At 54.9% G+C, this 24890-nt stretch carries 17 protein-coding genes and 1 riboswitch; of the genes, 11 read left to right on the forward strand and 6 right to left on the reverse strand.

The window, feature by feature from the left end; all coding sequences use genetic code 11:
• Positions 1-29: 29 nt before the first annotated feature.
• The 4 genes from JT718_RS16920 (at position 30) to lysA (ending at position 10740) form a co-directional block, all read left to right on the forward strand.
• Complete coding sequence (locus tag JT718_RS16920; protein ID WP_240337145.1) at positions 30-1241, forward strand: beta-ketoacyl synthase N-terminal-like domain-containing protein; 1212 nt, start codon at positions 30-32, stop codon at positions 1239-1241.
• 324 nt (positions 1242-1565) lie between these two features.
• Positions 1566-8150: an Ig-like domain-containing protein gene (locus JT718_RS16925; RefSeq protein ID WP_205503971.1), complete on the forward strand. Its 6585-nt coding sequence runs from the start codon at positions 1566-1568 to the stop codon at positions 8148-8150.
• Positions 8151-8267: 117 nt separating this feature from the next.
• Positions 8268-9602, forward strand: coding sequence for an aspartate kinase (locus JT718_RS16930; RefSeq protein WP_205503972.1), 1335 nt, complete (start codon positions 8268-8270; stop codon positions 9600-9602).
• Positions 9595-10740: a diaminopimelate decarboxylase gene (gene lysA, locus JT718_RS16935; protein ID WP_205503973.1), complete on the forward strand. Its 1146-nt coding sequence runs from the start codon at positions 9595-9597 to the stop codon at positions 10738-10740. The genes JT718_RS16930 and lysA overlap by 8 nt, the downstream gene beginning before the upstream one ends.
• Positions 10741-11307: 567 nt before the next feature.
• On the opposite strand, the gene JT718_RS16940 is transcribed toward lysA, so the two are convergent.
• Genes JT718_RS16940 through JT718_RS16950 form a run of 3 tightly spaced genes read right to left on the reverse strand, consistent with a single transcriptional unit; the run spans position 11308 to position 14932 of the window.
• On the reverse strand, positions 11308-12555 hold the full coding sequence (locus JT718_RS16940; RefSeq protein ID WP_205503974.1) for a homoserine dehydrogenase: 1248 nt from the start codon (positions 12553-12555) through the stop codon (positions 11308-11310).
• Positions 12534-13589: a homoserine O-acetyltransferase MetX gene (metX, locus tag JT718_RS16945; protein ID WP_205503975.1), complete on the reverse strand. Its 1056-nt coding sequence runs from the start codon at positions 13587-13589 to the stop codon at positions 12534-12536. Before metX ends, JT718_RS16940 begins: the two co-directional genes overlap by 22 nt.
• A gap of 5 nt (positions 13590-13594) precedes the next feature.
• A complete protein-coding gene (locus JT718_RS16950) occupies positions 13595-14932 on the reverse strand; it encodes an O-acetylhomoserine aminocarboxypropyltransferase/cysteine synthase family protein (protein WP_205503976.1) in 1338 nt (445 codons plus the stop codon).
• A 276-nt stretch (positions 14933-15208) separates the two neighbouring features.
• A riboswitch (SAM riboswitch) is annotated at positions 15209-15323 on the reverse strand.
• A gap of 394 nt (positions 15324-15717) precedes the next feature.
• Here JT718_RS16950 and JT718_RS16955 point away from each other — a divergent pair.
• The 6 genes from JT718_RS16955 to trpS all read left to right on the forward strand — a co-directional run bounded on the left by JT718_RS16955 (position 15718) and on the right by trpS (position 21269).
• On the forward strand, positions 15718-16653 hold the full coding sequence (locus JT718_RS16955) for a phosphoribosylaminoimidazolesuccinocarboxamide synthase (protein WP_205503977.1): 936 nt from the start codon (positions 15718-15720) through the stop codon (positions 16651-16653).
• A gap of 68 nt (positions 16654-16721) precedes the next feature.
• Positions 16722-17099 (forward strand): STAS domain-containing protein, encoded by a 378-nt coding sequence (locus JT718_RS16960; RefSeq protein ID WP_062545662.1) that lies wholly within the window; start codon positions 16722-16724, stop codon positions 17097-17099.
• Positions 17100-17117: 18 nt separating this feature from the next.
• The gene (locus tag JT718_RS16965) at positions 17118-18035 is read left to right on the forward strand and encodes a ribonuclease Z (protein WP_205503978.1); all 918 of its coding nucleotides are present in this window, start codon (positions 17118-17120) and stop codon (positions 18033-18035) included.
• A 676-nt stretch (positions 18036-18711) separates the two neighbouring features.
• The gene (locus JT718_RS16970) at positions 18712-19506 is read left to right on the forward strand and encodes a queuosine precursor transporter (protein ID WP_205503979.1); all 795 of its coding nucleotides are present in this window, start codon (positions 18712-18714) and stop codon (positions 19504-19506) included.
• Between the two features lie 32 nt (positions 19507-19538).
• Positions 19539-20192, forward strand: coding sequence for an alpha/beta fold hydrolase (locus JT718_RS16975; RefSeq protein ID WP_205503980.1), 654 nt, complete (start codon positions 19539-19541; stop codon positions 20190-20192).
• 102 nt (positions 20193-20294) lie between these two features.
• Positions 20295-21269 (forward strand): tryptophan--tRNA ligase, encoded by a 975-nt coding sequence (trpS, locus tag JT718_RS16980; protein ID WP_205503981.1) that lies wholly within the window; start codon positions 20295-20297, stop codon positions 21267-21269.
• Between the two features lie 71 nt (positions 21270-21340).
• Here the strand turns inward: trpS and JT718_RS16985 are convergent, their stop codons facing one another.
• From JT718_RS16985 to JT718_RS16995, 3 genes are all read right to left on the reverse strand, one after another.
• On the reverse strand, positions 21341-22492 hold the full coding sequence (locus JT718_RS16985) for a hypothetical protein (RefSeq protein ID WP_205503982.1): 1152 nt from the start codon (positions 22490-22492) through the stop codon (positions 21341-21343).
• A 31-nt stretch (positions 22493-22523) separates the two neighbouring features.
• Entirely contained in the window at positions 22524-22913 is a 390-nt protein-coding gene (locus tag JT718_RS16990; RefSeq protein WP_205503983.1) for a hypothetical protein, read from the reverse strand.
• Positions 22914-23214: 301 nt separating this feature from the next.
• Positions 23215-23613: a hypothetical protein gene (locus JT718_RS16995; protein ID WP_205503984.1), complete on the reverse strand. Its 399-nt coding sequence runs from the start codon at positions 23611-23613 to the stop codon at positions 23215-23217.
• A 155-nt stretch (positions 23614-23768) separates the two neighbouring features.
• On the opposite strand from JT718_RS16995, the gene hppD reads away from it, so the two are divergent.
• Entirely contained in the window at positions 23769-24869 is a 1101-nt protein-coding gene (gene hppD, locus JT718_RS17000; protein ID WP_205503985.1) for a 4-hydroxyphenylpyruvate dioxygenase, read from the forward strand.
• Positions 24870-24890: the final 21 nt, after the last annotated feature.

Raw genomic sequence — 24890 nt, forward strand, 5'->3', positions numbered from 1 at the left:
CCAATTTTTGGAAAACAGTCCTTAAACAGATGAAGCACATGCGGAAACAGGAGTGGATAGTGGTACGGGGCGTAGGCTCCGTCTCTGGCCTAGGCGGCACCCCGGAGGAAATCCTGGCTGCCTACGCCAGCGGCAAGCCTGCTTTCACCACCATGCCTGCATTGGGCACCTCTGTTCCCGTGGCGCCGCTCGCGCCCTCGGCCGAACGTCTGCTGCAGCAGATACTGCAGGCCAACCCCACCTACGCTACCTTGGACCGCACCGTGCAGCTGGCCATTCTGGCGGCCCGGCAAGCGGTGGCCCAGGCCGGGTGGCACCCCGACGATCCCGGGACCACCGGGGTAAACCTGGGTTCCTCGCGCGGGGCAACCGGCCTGTTTGAGCAGTTTCACGCCGATTTCCTGAAAACACCCGAAAAACGCCTTTCGCCCGGCGTTTCGCCCAGCACCACCTTGGGCAACGTGGCCAGTTGGGTCGCCAACGACGTGCAGGCCCACGGGCCCGTGATCAGCCACTCGGTGACGTGCAGCACCGCCCTGCAGGCCTTCGCCAACGGAGTGGCGTGGTTAAAGGCAGGCATGGCCAAACGTTTCTTGGTGGGCGGCACCGAGGCGCCCCTCACCCCCTTTACCCTGGCGCAGATGCGGTCCATTGGCATCTATTCCAGGCATGCCGCCCCTGACTCCCCCTGTCGGCCCATGGGCCAGGAAAGCAACACCTTCGTGCTGGGCGAGGGAGCTGCCGTTTTTGCCCTGGAAAAGATGAACCAGGCAGAACTGGATCAACTGGGGCAGGAGCATGTGCTGGTGGTGGAGGCGGTGGGAATGGGGTTTGAACGCAGTCCTTCCAAAACCGGGCTCTCCCGGGAGGGACTTCACTTTCAGAGCGCCATGCGCGATGCCCTGGCCCAGGCCAACCTATCCGCAGCGGCCATTGACGCCGTAGTCCTGCACGCCCCCGGCACCAAAGCGGGCGATGCGGCAGAAATGCGGGCCTTGGAACACTGCTTCGGCCAGGCGTCTGTTCCGGCCCTTTTCACCAATAAAACGTTGATTGGCCATACCTTGGGTGCCTCCGGTGGGTTGTCCGCGGAAATGGCCCTGGCCTTGTTACTGGGGAAGCCCTGCGCCGCCACTACCCTTCTTACGCTCCCTCCTACCCAAACTCCTTCCCGAATTCTGGTGAACGCTGCCGGCTTTGGGGGCAATGCGGCTAGTCTCCTGCTGGGCAGGTTACTATAAAAAAATACCTTAATTCCTATTCTCAGGATCTTCCTACTGACTCATCGTGTAAAACGGCCTATTCGTCTAAAAAGGAGGCTAAACTACCAAACTTCAAAATAACAGTAACATGCCAATAATAAAATTGAATTTTTCTATATCGTTTGCCATTTCTTCAAAAAACGCTTCTATTAATTACATATTCCTAAAATTTGACAGAACACATAAATCCATATAATAAATCAAATAAACCCACTCATCGAATACGTGTTTATACTTAAAAAAAGCTTCTTAATTTTACCGCGCACACTAGTACTATTTAGTGGATAAGACGCAGTAAATCTAATGCAAACTTCTACCTCCCTTTCCATGGCCCGTGGTTACGCAGCCACCTTCCTTCTCCTCTTATTGCTCCTCTTGGGTGGAGGGGCAGCTGCCCAAACGCCGGGTATGATCTTCCAGAAGGCCCTAAACCCCGGGCCCACAACCCTGGACCCCAACAATGACGGGTATGTCTCTAAGTTTAGCACAGGGTTTGTGGGCACTGCCGATATGGGCACCAACAGCGAAATTCCCTTCCGCTTTCTCCCGCAGCTGCCTTCGCCCAACAGCCCGGAGCCGTTGGCAGATTTGACCACGGGTTCTAACGGCGGCCATACAGATTTAGCCAACGTGCCGCTAGGGGTATACTATAATGGGACTGACTTGATCTTCAGGATGAGGGTGGGTGGTAGTTCTACCGCTTCAAAAGGGTACAGCTATTTACTGGACACCGACAAGGTCTTTAACAAACTAAAGCTGGCCAACGGCACCCTGATTGATTATGTTACCCCTTCTAAAGTCACAAACCTGGGCTTTGAGTATGAGGTAGTACTTGCCCTCAACTTTGATGTTATCATCTACCGGCACAAGGGAAGCGGAGACCAGAATGATCCTATGACCAGTAACATTATCTGGCGTGGTACATTAAACGGGGGCTACAATAAATACTTCCAGAAATCGGTTGCTGCCTCATTGGCGGGCGGAGACACTGACTATTTCTTTGATTTCTACGTGCCCTTGTCTGCTTTCAGTGCTGACGGCGGACCTGGTATCTTACCCACTACCCCACTGCGCATAAGTGGTTCTACCGTTACCAGCGCCCAAACAGGCCTGGAGGGAACTATTTCAGATATTGGTGGAGTAGACGACAAGAAGTTTGGTAATGACAAGATCAGAATGTGGAAAGAGCTAATTCCTTCTTTTCCGCCCACCACGCCTTTGCAGATTCAGGCAGGAGACTTTTGCACCACGCAGGCTCCTTCCGCCCCTGCTATTAGCGCTACCCCTCCTGTGAGAACCAATACCACTTCCATAACAGGTACTTCTACCGAGAATGGGGGAACCATTAGGCTATATAGAAATGGCGTTGAAGTTATTGCTACGGCTCCTGTGGTAGTGAACGGTGGAAACTGGTCGTTCGCCTTACCAGCGGGCACTTCCTTGGCCTTAGGAGACAAGCTCACAACCACCGTAACCAGAGCAGCCACTGAAAGCTGCCCAGAAATGACTTCGGCTTCTTCCGGTCCGGTAACTGTTGGTACCTCCTTAGGTGCCTGTGCCACCACGCCGCCTATTATTTCTCGCATAACCAACAAAGATGCCCTAATAGGAACCACCATTTACCCGGGAGCTACCGTTACTATTTTCAAGGATGGAATATTTTTTGCCACCACCACCGCCAGCACTATCCCTACCACTACCGGTGGTACCATTTATGAGTGGACGTATGACAATGCTCAATATTCTCGTGATTTTGCTTACCCTAGAAATGGTAATGGGTCATCCTCAAGAGACTATGCAACGGTAAATGCTACTGTTACTCCGACTAACAATGGCTGTCAGTCTGGTAGGTCAAACAGCTTCTACATAAATTCAGAAACTTCCACTCCTGTTACCGATAATACCCCTCAGACAACACAGGCACCTGTTGTTACTACTACGTCTGTTTGCAATTCTACTACCACTATCTCCGGAACAGCTGAACCTGGTGCTTTAATATTCTTGTACATCAATAATGTGCCGGTAAATCAGCTGGCAGACGGTAGTATAGGTACAATCAATGCCAACATAAATACCCCTACCATCACTTTTAATACTCCGAACGCGGTAGCAGCGGGCTCACCCCTGAATTCTACTACCTCTACGGTCAATTCTGCCGCTTGGTCCGTTGATATCACGCCTTATGGTTTGGTAGTCGGCGACAAAGTTTCTTTCAAAGCGGTGGTGGCCAACAATACCACAGGTACAGGAAATAACCTTAACTATCCAAGTGGATATGAAGGTCTCTCCGCTCCTTCTACAGAACTCGTAGTAACTAACAGCTGCCCAACGACAGCTCCGGTCATCACCACCTCGACACTTTCTTGTCCTACTCCTACAGTAATAACTGGTACTATAACCGGTGAAGTAGATGGGACTTTGGTTACCGTTTACAGAAGAGACGGTACCACGCCTAACCCCGCCACAGATACGCGTTTGACCAATGCCGCCGCCGTTTCTGGTGGGAACTGGTCTGCTACAATCTTGTCAGGTTTCACTCCTAATCCAGGGGATATTTTGTATGCAGTGGCCGCTGCTCCAGGCAAGACAGCAAGTGTTGCCTCCAATACCATCACGGTCGCCACTCCGGGTACTGCGGCTAGCTATGGCCTGGTAGTTAATCCCATCAAAGAGAGAGCCACTACAATTACTGGAACGGCCACTACCACAGGCACGGTGTATGTATACATTGACGGTATTAAAATGGCTGGCACCGCTAGTGTTACTGCTAGTGGCTCTACTCCGACCACCTGGTCTATTGCCGTTACCCCTGAGAACCAGCTAAACCTGTCTACTGGAGTACGGGTCACGGCCTCTATTTTGCCTACAACCACCGGAACCTGTGAAAGCCAGCAAACTGCTCCGGTGACTGTTCTTTGCAATGAACCATCTAAAAACCCAACCTTTTCTCCTGCCTCCCAAACCATCTGCCGGGGCAATGTAGCGGTGATCACACTTTCTGGTTCAGAAGACGGAGTAGTGTATCAGTTGTACAATGGTGAAACGGCCAGTGGCCCTTCAGTGGCTGGTGACGCCAAATTAACCACCATTACCCTGCGGTCGGCTCCCTTAACCTCCACTACCAGCCTGAAAGTAAGAGCCTATAGAGCCGAAAGCCCAAGTTGCCAAGTTACCCTGAATGGAACAGCCACCATCACGGTAAACCCGGGTCCAACGGCTTTTGCGGTTTCGCCTGCTTCCTTGTCTATCTGTAATGGCAGCACCGCCACAGTTAAGCTGGCAGGTTCCGAATCTAACACCTCCTACCAGATTCAGGTGTATAACCCAGCCACCGACACCTACAGCAACACAGGTAACGCCGTGGAAGGAAACGGTTCAGCCATACAGTTGTCTACAGCTACCTTAACAGTGGGTGGCACCTTCAAAGTAGTGGCTACCGGCGGAGGCTGCACCGTAGATATGGGCAACGCTTTCACAGTGTTTGTACCGGCCAACAACCTGGCCATTACCCCCGCTTCCCGTTCAATTTGCAGTGGTGCTACTGCCTCCATCACCGTAAAAGGATCTCAGAACGGCGTATCATACAGAATCTTCACCGGCACCACACCCAGCGGGGTGGCGGTAACCGGCAATGGTGGCGATATCACCCTCACTACCGATGCCTTGACGGCAGTGGGCACTACCACTTTTAAAGTAGTGGCTACCGCCTCGGCTCTACCTTCTTGCCCGGTAGATTTAACGCAGACCTTTACGGTAACGGTGACCCCAACGTTGACCACCCCAAGCATTACCCTTACCTCTTCTACCCCCCTCTGCGATGGTGGAACGGCTACGGTGAGTGTGACTAATTCTCTGCTTGGGGTTGCTTATCAGATTTTCAATGGAAATTATGCCAGTGGACCTGTAGTGATAGGTACCGGTCATGCTATTACTTTAACCTCTGCCAGTTTAACCAACAGCACTTCTTTAACGGTTAGGGCTTCTAACAGCTGCGGTGCGTTTTTGACTAGTGCGACAGTTACAGTTCCTGTTAATACAATTGCCGCTTATACGCTGTCTTCCACCACTACCAACATTTGCAGTAGTGGCACTGCAACGGTGACATTGGCAGGTTCTGAGGCAAATACCACCTATTCTTTGCAATACTTTGATGTAGTCTCCCGCACATACAAAGAGTTTAGCCCGGCAAGGTCTTTCACCACCGGAACTACTGCAGGGGCAACCGTTTCTCTAACAACTCCTGCCCTCACCGCCAGCACCACTTTAAAAATGGTGGCAAGCAGAGGTGGTTGTTTTAAGGACATGGCCAATACCGTGGAAGTTACCGTGAGTGCAACCACCCTCAACTTTACGCCAGCTTCCCAGACAGTGTGCTCAAACTCCGCTGCCTCTGTGACCGTGCTTTCTTCGCAAAGAGGAGTGTCTTACCAGCTACAGATTATAACTGGTACCTCTACCTACACCAACAATGGAGCAGCCGTAGTAGGCACCGGGGGTGATATTGTGCTTACCTCCACTACCACATTAGCTACAGGTACCCACAACTTCCGGATTTTGGCTACTCCTACTGGCTGTACTTCGTATCCTTCGGCTACCTTTTCTGTGAAAGTAGGGTTGCCTACCGCACAAACAGTCACCTTATCTTCCAGTGCTTCGGTATGTGCTGGCAGCACTGCTACTGTTTCCTTGATTAGTTCAGAAGTGGGGGTTACCTACCAACTATTTATAGGTACAACGGCAACGGGTTACCCAGTACAAGGCACTGGTGAATCTATTAAATTAACTACTGAGCCGCTAACGGCCACCTCTACCTTAAAAGTTGTTGCCAACAGGGCAGGGTGTACGCCAGTAGACATGTCAGGCACCCCTTCTGTTACCGTTAGCACCCCGCCAGTTGCGTATGCTGTTTCTCCAACAAGTCAGACAATCTGCTACAATGGTACAGCCCAGGTAACATTAGCCAATTCACAAAGCGGCGTAACGTACCAGCTCTACAACGGCAGCACCCCAACTGGTGCCTCCAGAGTAAGTACCGGTGGAGCGCTCACCTTAACTTCTGGTGTCTTAACCGTTAATGCCACGCTTACCGTGCAGGCAGTTGTTTCTGGAGGATGCGGAAACGTGACCATGACAGGCTTCTCTGAAGTTACTGTATCTCCAACTCCGGTGGCTGCCTCCATCTCCAGCTCGGCGACTAACTTTTGTGGAAGCGGTACGGCAACTATCACCGCAAATTCTAATCTGGTGAAAGGCGTAACGTATCAGTTGTATAGAAATGGAGTAGCAGAAGGAAACTCTGTGACCTACACCGGTAGCAATCCAATCTCTTTCACGGCAGCGGTTAGTGCTACTGCCAAATTCACCATAGTGGCTTCCAGCGCTTCGTGCCCTTCGGTTTCCTCCAATGAGGTAACGGTTACCGTTTCGCCGGTTCCAGCATCGGCGGTAATTTCAGCCTCTCCCTCTACCATCTGCGGCAGTGGCAGCGTAACGATCACCGCCACCTCTAACCTGGTAAACGGGGTAACCTACCAACTATTCAGAAACGGGATTGCCGAGGGAAGCACCCAGACGTACAATGGCAGCAATACCATCGCTTTTACCGCTTCGGTGAGTACGAGTGCAGCTACTAAGTTCACGGTGGTAGCCAGCAACGGATCTTGCACGCCAGCCACTTCTAACGAGGTAACCGTAGTGAACGCACTTCCAACAACCCCAGTGATTGCCGCGTGGAATAACACAACCACTTTCTGTGGCAGTGGCAGTACTTCCATCACGGTTCAAAGCCCGGTGAACGGCGAGTCTTATCTTTTGTACAAAGAGAATGGCACTACGCCTGTGGCAACCATTCCGTACACCGGTGCTGGCTCAGTGGAATTCTACGTGAACGTGACGGCCACCACTTCTTACACGGTGAAAGCAGCTAATGCAACCTGTACAAGCGCCGCTTCAAACACCATCCATTTCACAGTGAGTGCCTGCCCTTCCATCACGTATACCGTAGAACCCGCTTACGAGGTAAGAAGCTACGTGATCTATGAGATCATCGCCAAGCCGGTGTATCCTGCGGGCAAATACACCAGCTTCTCGGTGGAGGAAGGCAGCCTCTTCCTGAGCGGCACGGCGTACAGCACCAGAACCGGAGAGATTTATGTAAGCAAAGCCTACAGCGAAAACGACCCTACTTCACTCACGCATGGCACCCGCACCGTCAACATGTTGGCTTTTGAGCCCGGTGCCACCACGCCCGTTAAAATACCGGTAACCTACAGCATCAGCCCCATCGGCAACCCTTCAGCGGCGCCAAGACTGGGGTCGCCCGTGACGCTGCCGGTGACGCTAATTTCCTTTAAGGCCGAGGCAAGCCCTAACCAAGGAATACAACTTAACTGGTCCACCGCCTCAGAGAAGGACAACGACTACTTCCTGGTGGAGCGCAGCCTTAACGGAAAAGCCTTCGCCAGCATTGGGCAGGTGAAAGGGAACGGAACCACCAACGTGGTGCAGCATTACCACTTTACCGATGGGTTTGCTCCGGCGGGCACCGTGTACTACCGCCTGAAACAGGTAGACTTTGACGGCAAGTCTGAGTACAGCAAAGCCATCTCGGTGAAAGCCACTGGCAGTAAAGCAGCTGCGCAGGTGGGGGTTTCGCCTAATCCGTTCCAGCACCAGTTGTCTTTCTCCATCAACAGTGCCGAGACCAGACAGGTACAGGTAGCACTGTACGACCTGCACCAAAAGCTGATCTACAAAGAAGCCCTGGAAGTAGCGGCTGGCAAGGTAAGCCTCACCAAAGAACTTTCTACGCTGGCCAACGGAGTTTACCTGCTGAAAGTCACCGGTGCCGGCCTTTCAGAAGCCATTAGGGTGGTGAAGCAAGACTAGGAACTTCACCCCTCAAGTAAAAACCCCACCCACGGCTCAGGAAAAAAAGCTGCGGGTGGGGTTTTCTTTTAAGAATCGCCGGCTATTTAGTAAATTCGCAGGTTTTATTTAGGATCTATGAAAATCATGAAATTTGGTGGCACCTCGGTGGGCTCTGCGGAGCGCATGGGGGCTGTCTCACAACTGCTCCCCACTCAGGAGCCGGTGATTGTGGTGCTGTCGGCCATGTCGGGCACTACCAACCACCTGGTACAGATTGGCGAGCAACTGGCCCAGGGCAATGTGGCCCAGGCAGATTCTCTCACCCGTCAACTAGAGCAACACTACCACAAGGTAATTGCTGATTTATATAAACAGGACCCTTCCAAGGACAAGGCGAAACAGGTATTAGCGCAAGTATTCGCCGACATCAGGGCCTGCTTTGACCGTCCTTTCTCCCCTGCCTCAGAAAAAATAATCCTGGCGCAGGGCGAACTGTTGTCTACGCAGCTGTTTCAGTTGTTCCAGGAAGAAAACAACATCACTTCGGTATTGCTGCCGGCCCTGGAGTTTATGCGCATCACGCCCGACGAGGAGCCGGACCATGCCTACATCAGGGAGCACCTGCAGCAGCAGCTGGCCCAGTACCCCGGCCACCAGCTGTTCATCACGCAGGGCTACATCTGCCGCAACGCCAAGGGCGAGATTGATAACCTGAAGCGCGGGGGCAGCGACTACACCGCCTCTATCATTGGGGCCGCCGTGAAAGCCTCCGAGATCCAGATCTGGACCGACATTGACGGCATGCACAACAACGACCCCCGCGTGGTGAAGAACACCTACCCTATTGCGGAGCTGTCGTTTGACGAGGCCGCTGAGCTGGCGTACTTCGGGGCGAAGATCCTGCACCCGTCCAGCATCTTGCCGGCGCAGCAGCACAACATTCCGGTGCGGCTGCTCAACACCATGCAGCCAGAAGCTCAGGGTACCACCATCTCCTCCAAGAAAGGCGGCAACAAGTTCAAAGCGGTGGCTGCCAAAGACGGCATCATTGCCATCAAGATCAAGTCTAGCCGCATGCTGCTGGCCTATGGTTTCCTGCGGAGCGTTTTTGAGGTGTTTGAGCGGTTTAAGACCCCCATCGACATGATTACCACATCTGAGGTGGCCGTGTCCCTGACCATTGACAACCCCACCTATCTGCCCGAGATCACCGAGGCCCTGCAGCGCTTCGGCACCGTGGAAATTGACACCGAACTGACTATTGTCTGCGTGGTAGGCGATTTCATGGAAGACAAGCCCGGGGCGGCCCTGCGCGTGGTGCAAGCCCTGCGCAACATCCCGCTACGCATGATCTCGTACGGCGGAAGCAAAAACAACATCAGCATACTAGTGAACACCGCCCACAAGGTAGAGGCCTTGGTTTCTATCAACGAAGGGGTGTTCCAGGAGAAGGAGGAAGAACATGCTTAAAAAACATGTAGAAACCTTCTCCCAGCACCAGACCCCCTTTTACGCCTACGACCTGGCCCTGCTGCGCCAGACCCTGGATGCGGCCCAGGCCGAGGCCGGGCGCTACGGCTTCCACGTGCATTATGCCTTGAAGGCGAACGCCAACGGACCCATCCTGGCTGAAATCCTGCAAAGGGGGTTCGGGGCGGACTGCGTGAGCGGGAACGAGGTGCGCCGGGCGCTGGAGGCTGGTTTTAAGCCCGAGCAGGTTGTGTTTGCCGGCGTGGGGAAATCTGACGCCGAGATCAACTTTGCCCTAGACGCCAACATCTTCTGCTTCAATGTGGAGTCGGTGCAGGAGCTGGAGGTGATTCAGGAGCTGGCGGCGGCCAAGGGCAAGACAGCCCAGGTGGCCCTTCGCATCAATCCCAACGTAGACGCCTACACCCACAAGCACATTACTACCGGACTGGAGGAAAACAAGTTCGGCATTAACGTGTGGGAGCTGGAGGAGCTGGTGCCCCGCTTTGCAGCGTGGCCTAACCTGAAACTGATTGGCCTGCACTTCCACATCGGGTCGCAGATCACCGATCTGCGGGCCTTTGAGAACCTGTGCGCGCGCGTGAACGAGCTGCAGCGCTGGTTTGAGGAGCGGGGTCTGGTCTTCCCGCACCTGAACGTGGGCGGCGGCCTGGGCGTGGACTACCGCACCCCGGAGGAAAACCCCATCGCCGATTTTGCCGCGTACTTCAGTCTTTTTGATCGCCTCCTGGAGAAACGCGCCGGTCAGGTGGTGCACTTTGAGTTGGGCCGGGCCCTGGTGGCGCCCAGCGGCACCCTGATCTCCAAAGTGCTGTACCTCAAGCACGGGCAGAAGACCAATTTCGTGATTCTGGACGCGGGCATGACCGAACTCATGCGTCCCGCCCTGTACCAGGCGTACCACAAAATTGAGAACCTCACCAGCGACTTACCGGCCAAAACCTATGACGTGGTAGGCCCCATCTGCGAGTCCACGGACTGCTTCTCCAAGGACACCGAGCTGCCCGAGACCAAACGCGGCGACCTGGTGGCCATCCGGACGGCGGGCGCCTACGGCGAAGTGATGGTTTCTGAGTACAACCTTCGGGACCGGGTGCAGGCGATTTACCTTTCTTAGGAGCGCTTTACCTCCCTTATTCTAAGTGGGTTTAGGGGCTGTTTTCACCAAAACAGCCCCTAAACCCACTTTTCTTTTATGGCTGATCAGCCATAAAAGAAGGCATACCAAGCTGCATTCTCTCGGAAGTAGACAAAGCTTCCTGCCAGATAGCAATTCCAGTTTCAGGGCTATTTTCCTGAAAACAGCGTCAAAACAAATCGGGCATCTGCCCCAGAAACCTCCCCATGCGCACCGTGCCCTGGACTGTTTTAGGTCTGTTTTCCTAAAAATGGCCGCAAAACGAAAACGCCCAGCTTTAAAGCCGGGCGTCTGCGTAACGAAACGAACTATTATACAAGCAATCTTTCTGGGAAGTTGGCTTTTCTCCAGTTAAAATACATGGCTGTAAACCTGCGACCGAAGTCTCCTTCCTGATTACAACCGCAGTACTCCTTTTACTTTTCTCGGGTACATCCCGAGCTTAATCCTCTGAACAAAAGGGGGCAACCTGCAAAGCTTCGCCCGGTTTTGGCAAGTTTTAGTAAATCTGCCCCAAAAACTCCATCAAAAAAAGGTACCGACTGTTTAGGAGACTTCCACGCCGGCTTTGGCCTTGGCCACCGGGTTGCTGACGAAATCAGAAGACAGGGCCATCACGTACGCGCCGGCCTTTCTGATCTGCTCCTGCGCCTTGATCAGGTTGCCCAGGGAAACGGTGCCGATCACGCTGAACGAGTCTGAGCCGCGGTTCACGTTCTGCAGGTTGGTCAAGCCCAGGGCCACCACCAACTCGGGCTCGCTGCTGCGCAGGTACACGTCAAACTGGAAGTCAAGGGCCAGTGCCGGGGCATTGGTGGTTTTGTGCAGCTTCTTGTAGCCATACGCATAGCCGTGGCTGATGGAAACAATGTCTGACAGCACCGCAGCCCCGGTGGGGTGACCGCCCGCTCCCCGGCCTTTGAACAGCTGGGGACCCGAGTAGCCGCCGTGCACCACCACGCCGTTGAACTCCTGCTCTACCACAAACAGATCATCAGCGGCGTTCACCAGGCTGGGCAGCACCACCGGCACCAACTCACCATCCTGGGTAAGGTGCACTGAGGCCACCAGCTTGATCACCGCATCGTTTTGCTGGGCGTACGCGCAGTCCTGCTCCCCCAGAAAATCAATGCCAAAGAAGGCTACCTCTTCGGGGGCCAGGGTTCTGCCGAACGCGTGCGCGGTTAAGATGCACAGTTTGTGCCGCGAGTCGGCACCGGCCACGTCCAGCCAAGGGTCCAGCTCCGCGAAGCCTTTGTCCTGAGCTTCCTTGAGGGCCTCGGCATACGGTTTCTGGAGCTTGAAGATTTGGCTCAGGATGTAGTTGGAAGACCCGTTCAGGATGCCGTGCACCCGCTCCAGGGGCTCATTGGAGAAATACTCCTCTACCGTTCTGATGATGGGAATACCGCCGGCTACGGCTGCCTCGTACAGCAACACTCCGCCAAACTCTTGTTGCAGGGCCAGCAGCTCGGGTAAATGGTAGGCTACCAGCTTTTTGTTGGCGGTCACCACGTTCTTGCCGCGGCGCAGGGCCTCTGAGACAATGGTGTAGGCTTCTTCTGCATCACTGATGGCTTCCACCAGCAGGTCCAGGGTGGGGTCTGCCAGTACTTCCTGCCAGTCATAGGTGAAGCTCTCGGGCGGAAGCGGGCGCAGTTTACCCTGGGTTTTCACGCAGATGCGCTCTACCTTGTAGGGAAGGGACTCTTCTCTGGAAAGTATGTCATACAGGCCCTGGCCAACGCAGCCAAACCCAAACAAGCCAATTTTTAAAAGACGGTGGGAATCCATGATTTTCTCAGTTGTTTTTTCAGTAAAAAAGTATCTATGAAGTGGGCTACCTGATCTGCCTCCAACAGGAAACCATCATGGCCAGCCTCTGACTGAATTACTTGGAACGTGGCATTGGGAATGTGCCGGGCCACAAACCGCTGCTCATTGAGCGGGAACAGCTGGTCTGAGTTGACCCCAATCACCAGGGTCTCGGCCTGTACGCGCCGGAGGGCTTCCTCCAGGGTGCCCCGCTCACGGGCCACATGGTGGCTGTCCATCATTTTGGTGAGCTGCCAGTAAGAAAAGGCGTTGAATCGCTTGGCCAGCTTTTCGCCCTGGTACTGCTGGTAACTGGCCGCCCGGTAAATCTTCTTCAGATCAGGAGAGCCTTCCTTCTGGGCCCGGTTGTAGGAGTTATAGGTGCGGTAAGACAGCAGGGCGATGGAGCGGGCAGTCTTCATGCCCTCCAGGCCGGCGTCATCGGTGGCCAGTTGCCAGGTCACGTCCTGCTCAATGGCCATGCGCTGGCTTTCGTTCAGGGCAATGGCCCAGGGGGTTTGCCGCGCGTTGGCCGCCACCTGCACCAGGCGCCTGGTCACGTGGGGAGACTCAATGGCCCACTCCAGCGCCTGCTGCCCGCCAATGGAGCCGCCCAGGAGCACGTCAATCTGCTCAATGCCCAGGTGCTCGCGCAAGGCATCAAACGCACGCACCACATCCCTGATGGTCAACGTAGGGAAAGCGTGGTAGTACGGCTTGCCGGTGTCGGGGTTCAGGCTCAGGGGGCCGGTAGAGCCGTAGCAGCTGCCCAGGGAGTTGGCGCACACAATAAAATGCTTGGCCGGGTCAAAGGTCTTGCCTTCGCCAAACAGCTCGCCCCACCAGTCTTTCACAAAAGCGTTGCCGGTAAAGGCGTGGCACACCCACACCACATTGCTGCGGTCTTCGTTCAAGGTGCCCCAGGTGGTGTAGAAGAGTTGGAAGCCGGGCAAAGATCGCCCGGACTCCAAATGAAACTCATCGGTATAATTAAAAACGCGTCCTTTCAACATGGTTGTTACTCAGATATAGAGGCCTCCAACTTCGATTCTCTTACTTTCACTTTGGCAAACGCCTGCTCAAAATCGGCTTTGATGTCATCTACATGCTCAATGCCCACCGATACCCGCAGCAAGGTGGGGGTGACGCCCGCAGACAGCTGCTCTTCTTCGTTCAGCTGCTGGTGGGTGGTAGAGGCGGGGTGAATGATCAGGGTCTTGGCGTCGCCCACGTTGGCCAGGTGGCTTACCAGCTCCAGGCTGTTCACAAACACCTCGGCTTCTTCCTTGCCCCCTTTCAGGTTAAAGCTGAACACGCCCCCGAAGCCCCGCTTCAGGTATTTCTGAGCCAGCGCATGGTAAGGGCTGGAAGCCAGGCCCGGATAGTTCACGCTCTCCACCAGCGGGTGCTGCTCCAGCCATTCGGCCAGCGCCTGGGCGTTCTGCACGGTGCGGTCTACCCTGAGCGACAGCGTCTCCAGGCCCTGCAGCAACTGGAAGGAATTGAACGGGCTCAGGGCCGGGCCAAAATCACGCAGGCCTTCCACCCGCGCCCTGATGGCAAAGGCAATATTTCCGAACGGACCGTTGGCCCCGAACACTTCCCAGAAGTTAAGGCCATGGTATCCTTCAGACGGCTCACTGAACTGCGGGAATTTACCGTTGCCCCAGTTAAAGTTACCGCCGTCCACAATCACGCCGCCCACGCTGGTGCCGTGCCCGCCAATCCACTTGGTGGCAGACGCCACTACCACGTTGGCCCCGTGCTCCAGCGGGCGGAACAAGTATCCGCCGGCGCCAAAGGTGTTGTCCACTACCAGCGGAATCTGGTGCCCGGCGGCCACAGCGGCGATAGATGCAAAATCCGGAATGTTAAAGCGCGGATTGCCAATGGTTTCCAGGTAAATGGCCTTGGTATTTTCATCTATGAGGGCTGCGTAGGTGGCGGGCTCGTCATTTTTGGCGAACCGCACCTCAATGCCCAGGCGCTTGAACGCTACCTTGAACTGGTTGTACGACCCACCGTACAAATTGCTGGAGGCGATGAAATTGTCACCCGCCTGTAGAATATTATTGAGGGCAATAAACTGCGCCGCCTGGCCAGAGCCCACCGCCACCGCGGCTACGCCCCCTTCCAGGGCGGCAATGCGCTTCTCAAACACATCGGTGGTGGGGTTCATGATGCGGGTGTAGATGTTCCCGAACTGCTTGAGGGCGAATAGGTTGGCCCCGTGCTCGGCGTTCTCAAACACGTAGGAAGTGGTCTGGTAAATAGGCACCGCACGGGAGCGGGTGGTAGGATCTATTTCTTGTCCAGCGTGCAGCTGGAGGGTTTCAAAACGATATGGAATGGACATGGTAATGGCCGGTTACAATTGAAGAATTGAACAAAATCAAGAGCCAGAAAAAACTAACAGATAGCAGAACTCCCCCTGCCGCTGCGCGTCAGGCCCTGAAAACAAAAAAGGTTGGGTGTGGGATTAGCGGCAACAGCAACAAATACCCGTCATGGACAGGCTGCGCATTCGCGAAATAGAGGAAATAATGGTGGTGGTTCCCCCTGTTGCCGGCAGAATCAGGCGCGGCGCTGCATTGCTAGAAGTGGCGTTAGATTGATTTTCCATCTTCGTATCAATTTATATTCCCCAGGTGGCAATATGTCCCCTGGGATCAGGAATTAGCACCTTACACGGCTGGTAGGTTGCTAGAGCTTCATTGAGCCTGTCTCTCCGCTCTTCTTTATAAATCAACTACCGGAATAATTGACTTGATGCTGCAAATCTATCAACGAAATCTTTAACCGCAAATAAACTTCAAAAAAATTTCTGAATTATTTTAAAATACGAACAATTGTTAGTAAATCTGAAGCGTGTGGAACCCGTTCCAGTAAGGGATTTGCCGGCACTCATCCGTCCCAGGCGTTGCACCAGTTTCCGGGCCGTTTTCTTAAAAAGGGGCCTAAAACAGACCTCGTCTGTGGTTACCACAATCACGGACTTGCCGTTGGAAGACCAGGTCCCGCTTCTGCGAAGGTTGGTCGCTTCCTACCCCAGCGAAGAACCTTGCCAGCCTGCGGAGACCTGTTAATTTTGCTTGCCCCCTTGCCATCCTTTCCTAACTTTGCTGCCCTTAGTCATCTGCTATGCACGCTCTCAAAGAAACCAATTTCCACTTCCCTAACCAGACGGGCTTTTACCGCGGCAAGGTCCGTGATGTGTACTATTTCCAGGACAAACTGGCCATGGTGGCCACCGACCGTATCTCGGCGTTTGACGTGGTGCTGCCCCGGGCCATCCCCTACAAAGGGCAGGTCCTGAACCAGATTGCCGCCTCCTTCCTGGCCGCCACCGCCGAGGTGGTGCCCAACTGGGTCCTGAGCCACCCGGCGCCTAACGTGACCATCGGGCGGCAGTGCGAAACCTTCAAAGTGGAAATGGTGATCAGGGGCTACCTGGCCGGCCACGCCTGGCGCGAATACAGTGCCGGCAAGCGCCAGCTTTGCGGGGTTGCCCTGCCCGAGGGCCTGCGGGAAAACGACCCGTTCCCCGAGCCCATCATCACCCCCACCACCAAAGCCGCCGAGGGCCACGACGAGGACATCTCGCGCGAGGAAATCCTGCGGCAGGGCATTGTGTCTGAACAGGATTATGTCCAATTGGAGGCCTACACCCGGGCGCTTTTCAAACGTGGCACAGAGCTGGCGGCCGAGCGGGGATTGATCCTGGTAGATACCAAATACGAGTTCGGCAAAGCCGACGGCAAAATTTACGTGATTGACGAAATTCACACGCCCGACTCCTCAAGGTTCTTTTACTCAGACGGTTACGAAGAACGCCAGGAGGCCGGCGAACCGCAGCGGCAACTTTCCAAGGAGTTTGTACGTCAATGGCTGATTGAGAACGGTTTTCAAGGGAAGGAAGGGCAGCAGGTGCCCGAGATGACAGAGGCGAAGATAACCGAGATCTCGCAGCGCTACATAGAATTGTATGAGCAGCTGCTTGGCAAGAAGTTTGTACCGCAGGACTATGCGGGCCAACTAAATGAGCTGGAACAAAGCATTGCCGCCAACATTTTTTAAGTGAGTTTGTTACAGATATTCCACCAAAAATTGGTAGATTCGCACTCTAAACCTTTTTGCTGTTACTTATGAAGTACACAATTGATAAAAAAGAAAATTACACCATCATCACCATAGATGAAAAGAAACTGGACACGACAATCGCGCCCGATTTGAAGTCTGAGTTTGTGAAGTTGAATGCAGAAGGTATTACTAACCTGATCCTGGATCTTACCAACGTAAAATATACTGATTCTTCCGGCCTGTCCTCTATCCTGATTGCCAACCGTCTTTGCAACTCATCTGGAGGGGTTCTTATCTTAACCGGCTTGCAAGAGCACGTTACCAAACTGATCACCATCTCCAAGCTTGAGTCTGTGCTGAACATTCTGCCTACCGTTGAGGAGGGCATTGACCGCGTGTTCCTGCACGAGATTGAGAGCGACCTTACCAAGAAAGAAGAATAGTTCCTAAGCAGACACGGGTTGGATTTTGAGCTGAAAATACTTGGGAGTTCCTCTGCCACCCCGTCGTTTGAACGACATCATACCGCACAGGTCTTAACGGTTGGCAACCAGATCAACCTGATTGACTGCGGAGAAGGTACACAAATGCAGCTGATGCGCTACAAAGTAAAGCATCAGCGCATTTGTAACATCTTCATCTCGCACCTGCACGGTGACCATTACTTTGGCTTGCCGGGCCTGCTGTCTACCATGAACCTGCAGCAGCGCACCGGCCCCATCAACTTATTCGGCCCAAAAGGTTTAGCCGAGATCCTTACCCTTCAGTTCAAATACGGGAACACCCACCTCCCCTACCCCATTAACTTTGTGGAAGTAGACACCACCGTCTGCCGGAAAATCTACGAAGACAAAGCCATTACGGTCCACACGCTGCCCATGCAGCACCGGGTGCCCTGCTGCGGCTACCTGTTCCGCGAAAAACCCAAGCCCCGGCACCTGCTCAAGGCCAAACTCCCCGCGTTTCTGACCCCACCCCAGCTAGTGAGATTGAAATGGGGCGAAGACATCCAGAACGATCAGGGCGACGTGCTGGTACGCAACGAAGACGTGACCACCGACCCCAAGCGGAGCCGCAGCTACGCCTACTGCGCAGACACCAAGTACAAGGAAGACATCCTGCCCCTGGTGCACGGGGTGGACCTGCTCTACCATGAGGCCACGTTCCTGAGCGACATGGCGCAGCGGGCCGCCCACACCCACCACAGTACCGCCGCCCAGGCCGCCACCCTCGCCGAGAAGGCCCAGGTAAAACGCCTGCTGATTGGACATTTCTCTGCCCGGTACAAAGACCTTACCCCGCTGCTGGAGGAAGCACAGGCTATTTTCCCCAACACCGCCTTGGCGACGGAGGGAAAGACAATTAGTGTGTTGGAGTAGGTAGCTTGTTCTTTTGTTTTCTTGTTGGTTGGGTTAAGAGGCAATTGCTGATTTGATTTTGCAAGGGCGATGCAGGTTGGCTGTTGCTGGCGTAGCCTGTGCTTGCCTATAGACTTATGGGCTAGGTTGTTGCATAGGTTGCTGGGTGCGCTCACGGCCGCGGGGCCCCGTCTTTGCCCCTCGCACTGCCCTTGCGGCCCACCTCTGCAGTCAGCGCTTAGTAGTAGCTATCCAGGGGCCACAAGCGAGGCGCTCGAGCCAAAGACTGAGATCGGGATCTTCCAGCTGGTGTGTTGTATAGCAACGGTGTTGCTAATCATTGTGCTAGACCCTTTCATTCTATGGCGCGGATTTACTTCCGTGACTTACATTCAAAAGGCACAGAAGTAACTCCGCGCCATACTTAGCAGCATAGTAGTGGATTCCGCTTTTTCTATTTACGTTCACATGGTTCAAGTCTGTGGCTTGGCCCCATTATGGCGGCAGTTTGCAACTGCCGTGGAAAACAAGGTTGAGAACAAGCTTGCTGTTTAGGACCAATTTTCCGGAAAACAGCCCCAGAACGGTTTATTGTTTGAAACGGGTCCTGCCCCGTGGGTCGTTTTTTAATTGGCTACTTTCTCACATCTTTACGGCCAGTAAGTACCTCCTTCATTTTATTCTTCAAGCCAGCAGCATGCAGCAGACCATTCCGCCCCAAATCCGCCTCAGTCACAAGAAACGGCAGTTGTTTATGGTGCTGAGTGGCATTTTTCTGACCAATGCGCTGCTGGCGGAGCTGATTGGGGTGAAGATCTTTTCGGGGGAAGGGGTGTTTGGCTTGCCGGGCGCGCAGATTCCGGTGCTGGGCACGCGCTTTGACTTTAACCTGACCGCCGGAGTGATCATCTGGCCGGTGGTCTTTATCACCACCGACATCATCAATGAGTATTTCGGGAAAGAGGGCGTGAAACGCATCAGCTACCTCACGGCCGCCCTCATTGCGTATGCCTTTCTGGTGATTGTGGTGGCCACGGCGCTGCCACCGGCGCAGTTCTGGCAGGACGTGAACAGCCAGGGACCCAACGGCACCCCCTTTGACATGGACTACGCGTTTAACCGGGTGTTCAGTCAGGGCCTGGGCATCATCATCGGCTCATTGGTGGCATTCCTGGTGGGGCAGTTGCTGGATGCCCACGTGTTTCACTGGCTCAAGCACCTCACCGGCAACCGCCAGATCTGGATTCGGGCCACGGGCTCTACCCTGGTCTCGCAGCTGGTAGACACGGTGGTGGTGCTCTTCATCGCCTTTTACCTCTTCGGCAACTGGGACCTCAAAATGGTACTCTCTGTCTCGGTGATCAATTACCTGTATAAATTTACCGTGGCGGTGGTGCTCACGCCCCTGCTCTACATCGCCCATCCCCTCATTGACCGCTACCTGGCGGGCGGCGAAGCAGTGCCCCTGGACACTTTCATCTCCAAAGAGTAAGCACCTCTTACCTTGTTGGGCAACCTACCTGTATGACTCCTCCCCCGCTGTTTCTCCTGAGTGGCCTGGGCGCCGATGAGCGTTTGTTTCAGTTTCTGCAGCTGCAACACCCCAACCCGGTGGTGATCCAGTGGATAGCGCCTCTCCCCAACGAGTCGCTGGGAGCATATGCCGGGCGCCTGCTGGCCCAGTTGGGCCCTATCGCGGAGCCGCCGGTGCTGGTGGGGCTTAGTTTTGGGGGCATGGTGGCGCAGGAGCTGGCCAGGCGCATCCCGGTCAGGCGGGTCATCCTGCTTTCCAGCCTGGCGAACACAGGTGACCTGCCCTGGTACTACCGGGCGGGCGGATTCCTGCGGCTGCAGCATTTAGTTCCGTTTCAGCTGGCCAAACGGTGGACGGCGCCGACCGCCTGGCTGTTCGGGGCCCAAACGCCTGCTGAGAAAAAGATTCTGGCGGCCATTGTGCGCGACACTGACCCTGCTTTCCTGCGCTGGGCCCTAACGGCCATCCTGCGCTGGCGGCACACCGCTCCTGTTCCCAACCGGGTCATCATTCACGGGGACCGGGACAAAATTCTGCCCGTGCCGCACCAGGCCGGGGTACACGTGGTGCAAGGGGGCGAGCACCTGATGGTCATGAGCCGGGCGGCCGAGGTGAGTGCGCTCCTCAACCGGTACCTGCACTGACGGTTTTAGGCCTGTTTTCCCGAAAAAGGCCCTAAAACCGGGGGCGGCTTTCCCGTTTGCCCTCCAATTGCTTTCTTTGCAGCGGTTTTACACTTAAACACCATGGCTAGAATCCTTACCGGCATCCAAAGCAGCGGCCGTCCGCACCTGGGCAACCTGCTTGGCGCCATCCTCCCGGCGATTGAGCTTTCCCAGAAGGCCGATAATGAATCGCTTTACTTTATTGCCGACTTACATTCCCTCACCACCATCCGCGATGCGGAAGAGCGCCGCCTCAACACCTACGCGGTGGCCGCCACCTGGCTGGCGTTTGGGTTAGATACTGACAAGCACATCTTCTACCGCCAGTCTGACGTGCCCGAGGTCACCGAGCTGACCTGGTACCTGAGCTGTTTCGCGCCGTATCCTATGCTGGCCAACGCGCACTCGTTCAAAGACAAATCGGCGCGCCGGCAACTCTCCGACGTGAACTCGGGCCTGTTCACCTACCCGGTGCTCATGGCCGCCGACATCTTGCTGTACGATGCCAACTTTGTGCCGGTGGGCAAAGACCAGGTGCAGCACCTGGAAATCACCCGCGACCTGGCCAGCTCGTTCAACCACCTCTACGGCGACACCTTTGTGCTGCCCGAGGTGAAGGTGGACGAAAACGTGATGACGGTACCCGGCGTGAACGGCGAGAAGATGAGCAAGTCGTACGGCAACACCATTGACATTTTCCTGCCCGAGAAGGAGCTGCGCAAACGCATCATGAGCATTGTCACCGACAGCAAAGCCCTGGAGGAACCCAAAGACCCGGCCACCGATATCACGTTCAAGCTGTACGCCCTTATTGCGTCTGAGGAACAGACCGAGGCCATGCGCCAGAACTACCTGGCCGGCGGCTACGGCTACGGCCATGCCAAGCAGGCCCTGTTTGAGCTGATCTTAACCAAGTACGCCCAACCCCGCGAGCGCTACAACTACTACATGGACAACCTGCCCGAACTGGACGCCAAACTGGCCCAGGGGGCGGCCAAAGCCCGTGCCATTGGAGGCCCCGTATTGAAGCGGGTGCGGGAGAAACTGGGATTCTAAGGATTAGGACGCTAGTAGATAGATGTAAAAACAAGAAAGCCGAGGCAGTTACGTCCCGGCTTTCTTGTTTTTCAGCCCTTTTTCAAAAAATAGCCTGAAAGCGAATCAGCCGCGAAGTACAGGAAAAGCTCCTCGCCCAGCGAATGGCCCATGGAGACTTCCTGCCATCCCGGCGGAGTTTTCCCTCTTTGAGTAAGTTGCCGCAGTTGGCCTAAGCGCACCACCGTTGACTCCTGTGGTTTGGCAAAAGGAATCTGGTGGATTTCCTGCTTTTCCCCGTCTACCAACACCAGAGCGCCCAGGCCGGGCAGTACCTCCAGGTTAGAAGTGTAGTCCAGTTCATGGGTAATGCCATTAAACCGGTATTTGGCTAGCACCTTGCCGTTGACGTGGTAGACCAGCAGGTTATTGCTTTTGTCGTCGTAGGTTTCTTCCCAGGTGGCTTCTTCTTTGTTGTACTGGCGGGTGACGTAGTTATAAAGCGCCACAAAGGACGTGTCTGTCAGGAATTTGGCGGTAACCATATCGGGCTTGCCGAACGCAAAGACGTACCCGTTGGGACCGTACAACTTTTCGCAGGAAAGGAAATAGCGCCGGTTAGGGCTGGTATGCACCTGGCCGTCGCACCCGGTGCCGCCGGTGCCGCTGTAAGATTCTACCTGGAGCAGGTCGCCCTGCAGGTTGGTGGCGAAAAAGGAGATGCCGCCAAAGTCACTGTCGGGCAGGCAGAACCACATGTCAAACAGCACCCGGCCATCGGCGGTCACTCCCCGGAACGTGGGGGCATGGGGCGCGCTTTCGGTGATAAAGCCATCGTCGCCAAACTTCAGGAAATCACGCTTGGTGAACTGTCTCTGGTACACCAGGTTGCCGTTCCTGGTTAACCTGATCTTGTAGACATGGTTGTGGCACTTGAGCTTCTTCACCCTGGTTAGCTTTCCATCAATACTGTCGGGGAACGTGACGGTGAGGGAGCTGTCGTTCAGGCTGAAACTTTCGGTAAACGCCTTGAAAACATCCTTGCCGGCCTTAAACACACCTTGCACCTTTTGGCGATCGTAGGTTTCGGTATACAAGTACTGGGTCTCTGAGACGGTGTCTACCGGGCTAAGGCTTTCCTGCTCCGGAGTAGAAAGGAGCTCAGGCGCTGTTTTGAGGCTCTTTTTCTGGTTGCAGGCCCAAAACAAGAATAGAAGAATGGCGGCAAGGCAGATGTTTCTCATGGCGCGGGAGGTAGGCGGTCAGGAGTCTTGCTCAGGCCTTGGTTTCTGGCTTTAAAGGATGCCGGAACAGGATAATGCCAAAGGCGAGCGCCAGCACAGCGTACACGCCCATGAGCCCCCACGCGGCGGGCGCCAGGTCTCCTTCTGCTTTCACCAAGGCCAGCGCCCCAATGAAGAAGTGCGTGAAATTGGCGATGGCAATGGGCCGGTTGTAGATGCCTCCCATCAGACTCCCTTTGGCCATCCAGTTGAGCATGGCAAAGCCCAGGTACAGCGCACCCAGGAGAGACAGCACCAACTGGGTAGCAGCGCCTCCGCCTAAGGCAAGTGCACCGGCCACCTCCTGCGGCAAGAAGGTCAGGCTCAGGCCCAGCAAGGCCAGCAGAAAGGCACTGGCGGTCATGACGATTCTGGTATTCATGGGTAAGGTTTTCGCTAAAGATTTTGAAAAATGGCCTGAAAACAGGGGGAGCTGTCCCGGTATCAACCCTCTCCCCTAAGTAATGGAAAAAAGCCCATTGGGAGCAAACGCGCGCCAGAAATTGGGCTCCAAGCGGGCAAGCGGGAGCACTCCCCAACCCGGGCGGGTAACACCGCTTCCGGGGTTTCGGGCCCAGTTTCCAGGAAAAACCCCTAAAACAGAAAAGGCTCCTGCGCAGTGGGTCTGCCCAGGAGCCGTCTATATCTGTTGGCCTAAAGCCGGAGGCCGGCGGTGGGTGGGGTTACGCTTTCCAGACTTCCTCGCGCACGTTTTTGCCCACGCTCAGGATCAGGCGGGTGGGGTTGGGCACCAGCAGGAGGCGGGCCTCTTTGTTAGGGTAGGCATCGGCCTCTACCCACACGCCCTGTTTGTTGGTGAGGTCTACCTGGCCTTGGGCATCCAGAGCCTCGGGCAGGTACGCGGTAGGCAGCAGCACATCAGTGTCGGGGCAGATGCGCTCGTGCACGTCGCCCAGCACTTCTTCCAGGTACTCCCCGAAGTTGTCGTTGAACTCGTCTTCCAAATCGTGCAGCTCTTCCTCCACGTCATCATAGCGGGCATCATTGTAGGAGAGTTGGCCCAATTCCTGTTTTTTGCGGATCAGGGTTACAAGCGCGGTATTTAATTCCTGGATGTTCATTCTTTCTTATTTTTCACAAATTTTATAACATCTAAGCCTATTTCCAAGCGGAAGGCGCAAATCGGGGGGCCAAATACTTATTTTCTTTCCTGCACATTTCTTCTATTTTTACACAAGTTGTGATATAAACCAGAGTTTTACCCCTAATCTCTTCTATGGCAGAATCCACAGATTTTCTTCCGCTCAACGGCACAGACCACCTTGAATTCTACGTGGGCAACGCCAAGCAAAGCGCCTATTTCTACCAGAGCGCCTTCGGGTTTGAGTTGGTGGCGTACGCCGGGCCCGAGACGGGCGTGCGGGACCGCGCCTCCTACGTCCTGCAGCAGGGCAAGATCAGGCTGGTGCTCACCACCTCCCTCCTGCCAGACTCCCCTATCTCTGAGCACGTGCGCCTGCACGGCGATGGCGTGAAAGTGATGGCCCTGTGGGTGGACGATGCCTACCAATCTTATGAGGAAACGGTGAAGCGGGGTGCCCGCTCCGCCGGCGAGCCCCAGACCCTTACCGATGCGTATGGCGAGGTGCGCGTGGCCTCTATTTACACCTACGGCGAAACGGTGCACACCTTTGTGGAGCGCAAGAACTACACCGGCCCCTTCATGCCCGGCTACCAACCGCGCAAAAGCCCGGTGCCGGTAACACCCGTGGGCCTGAAACACGTAGACCATTGCGTGGGCAACGTGGGCTGGGGCGAGATGAACACCTGGGTAGACTTTTACGCCAAGGTGATGGGGTTCCAGTTGCTGCTCACCTTTGACGATGAGGACATCTCCACGGAGTACTCGGCGCTTATGAGCAAGGTGATGAGCAACGGCAACGGCTACGTGAAGTTCCCCATCAACGAGCCCGCCGAGGGCAAGAAGAAGTCGCAGATTGAGGAGTACCTGGACTTTTACCGCGGCCCCGGGGTGCAGCACATTGCCATTGCCACCGATGACATTGTGCATACCGTGGGCGAGCTGCGCCGGCGGGGTGTGGAGTTCCTGAGTGTGCCCGGCTCTTACTATGAAGACCTGCTGGAGCGCGTGGGCAAGATTGACGAAGACCTGCAGCCCCTGCGCGACCTCAACATTCTGGTAGACCGCGACAACGAAGGTTACCTGCTGCAGATCTTCACCAAACCCGTAGAGGACCGCCCCACGGTTTTCTATGAGATTATCCAGCGCAAAGGGGCCAAATCCTTCGGGAAGGGCAATTTTAAGGCGCTTTTTGAGTCAATTGAACGCGAACAGGCCCTTAGGGGCAACTTATAACGTGGTAAGCCGTTTTAGGGC

The sequence above is a fragment of the Rufibacter psychrotolerans genome (assembly GCF_016924645.1).
Lineage (GTDB): Bacteria > Bacteroidota > Bacteroidia > Cytophagales > Hymenobacteraceae > Nibribacter > Nibribacter psychrotolerans.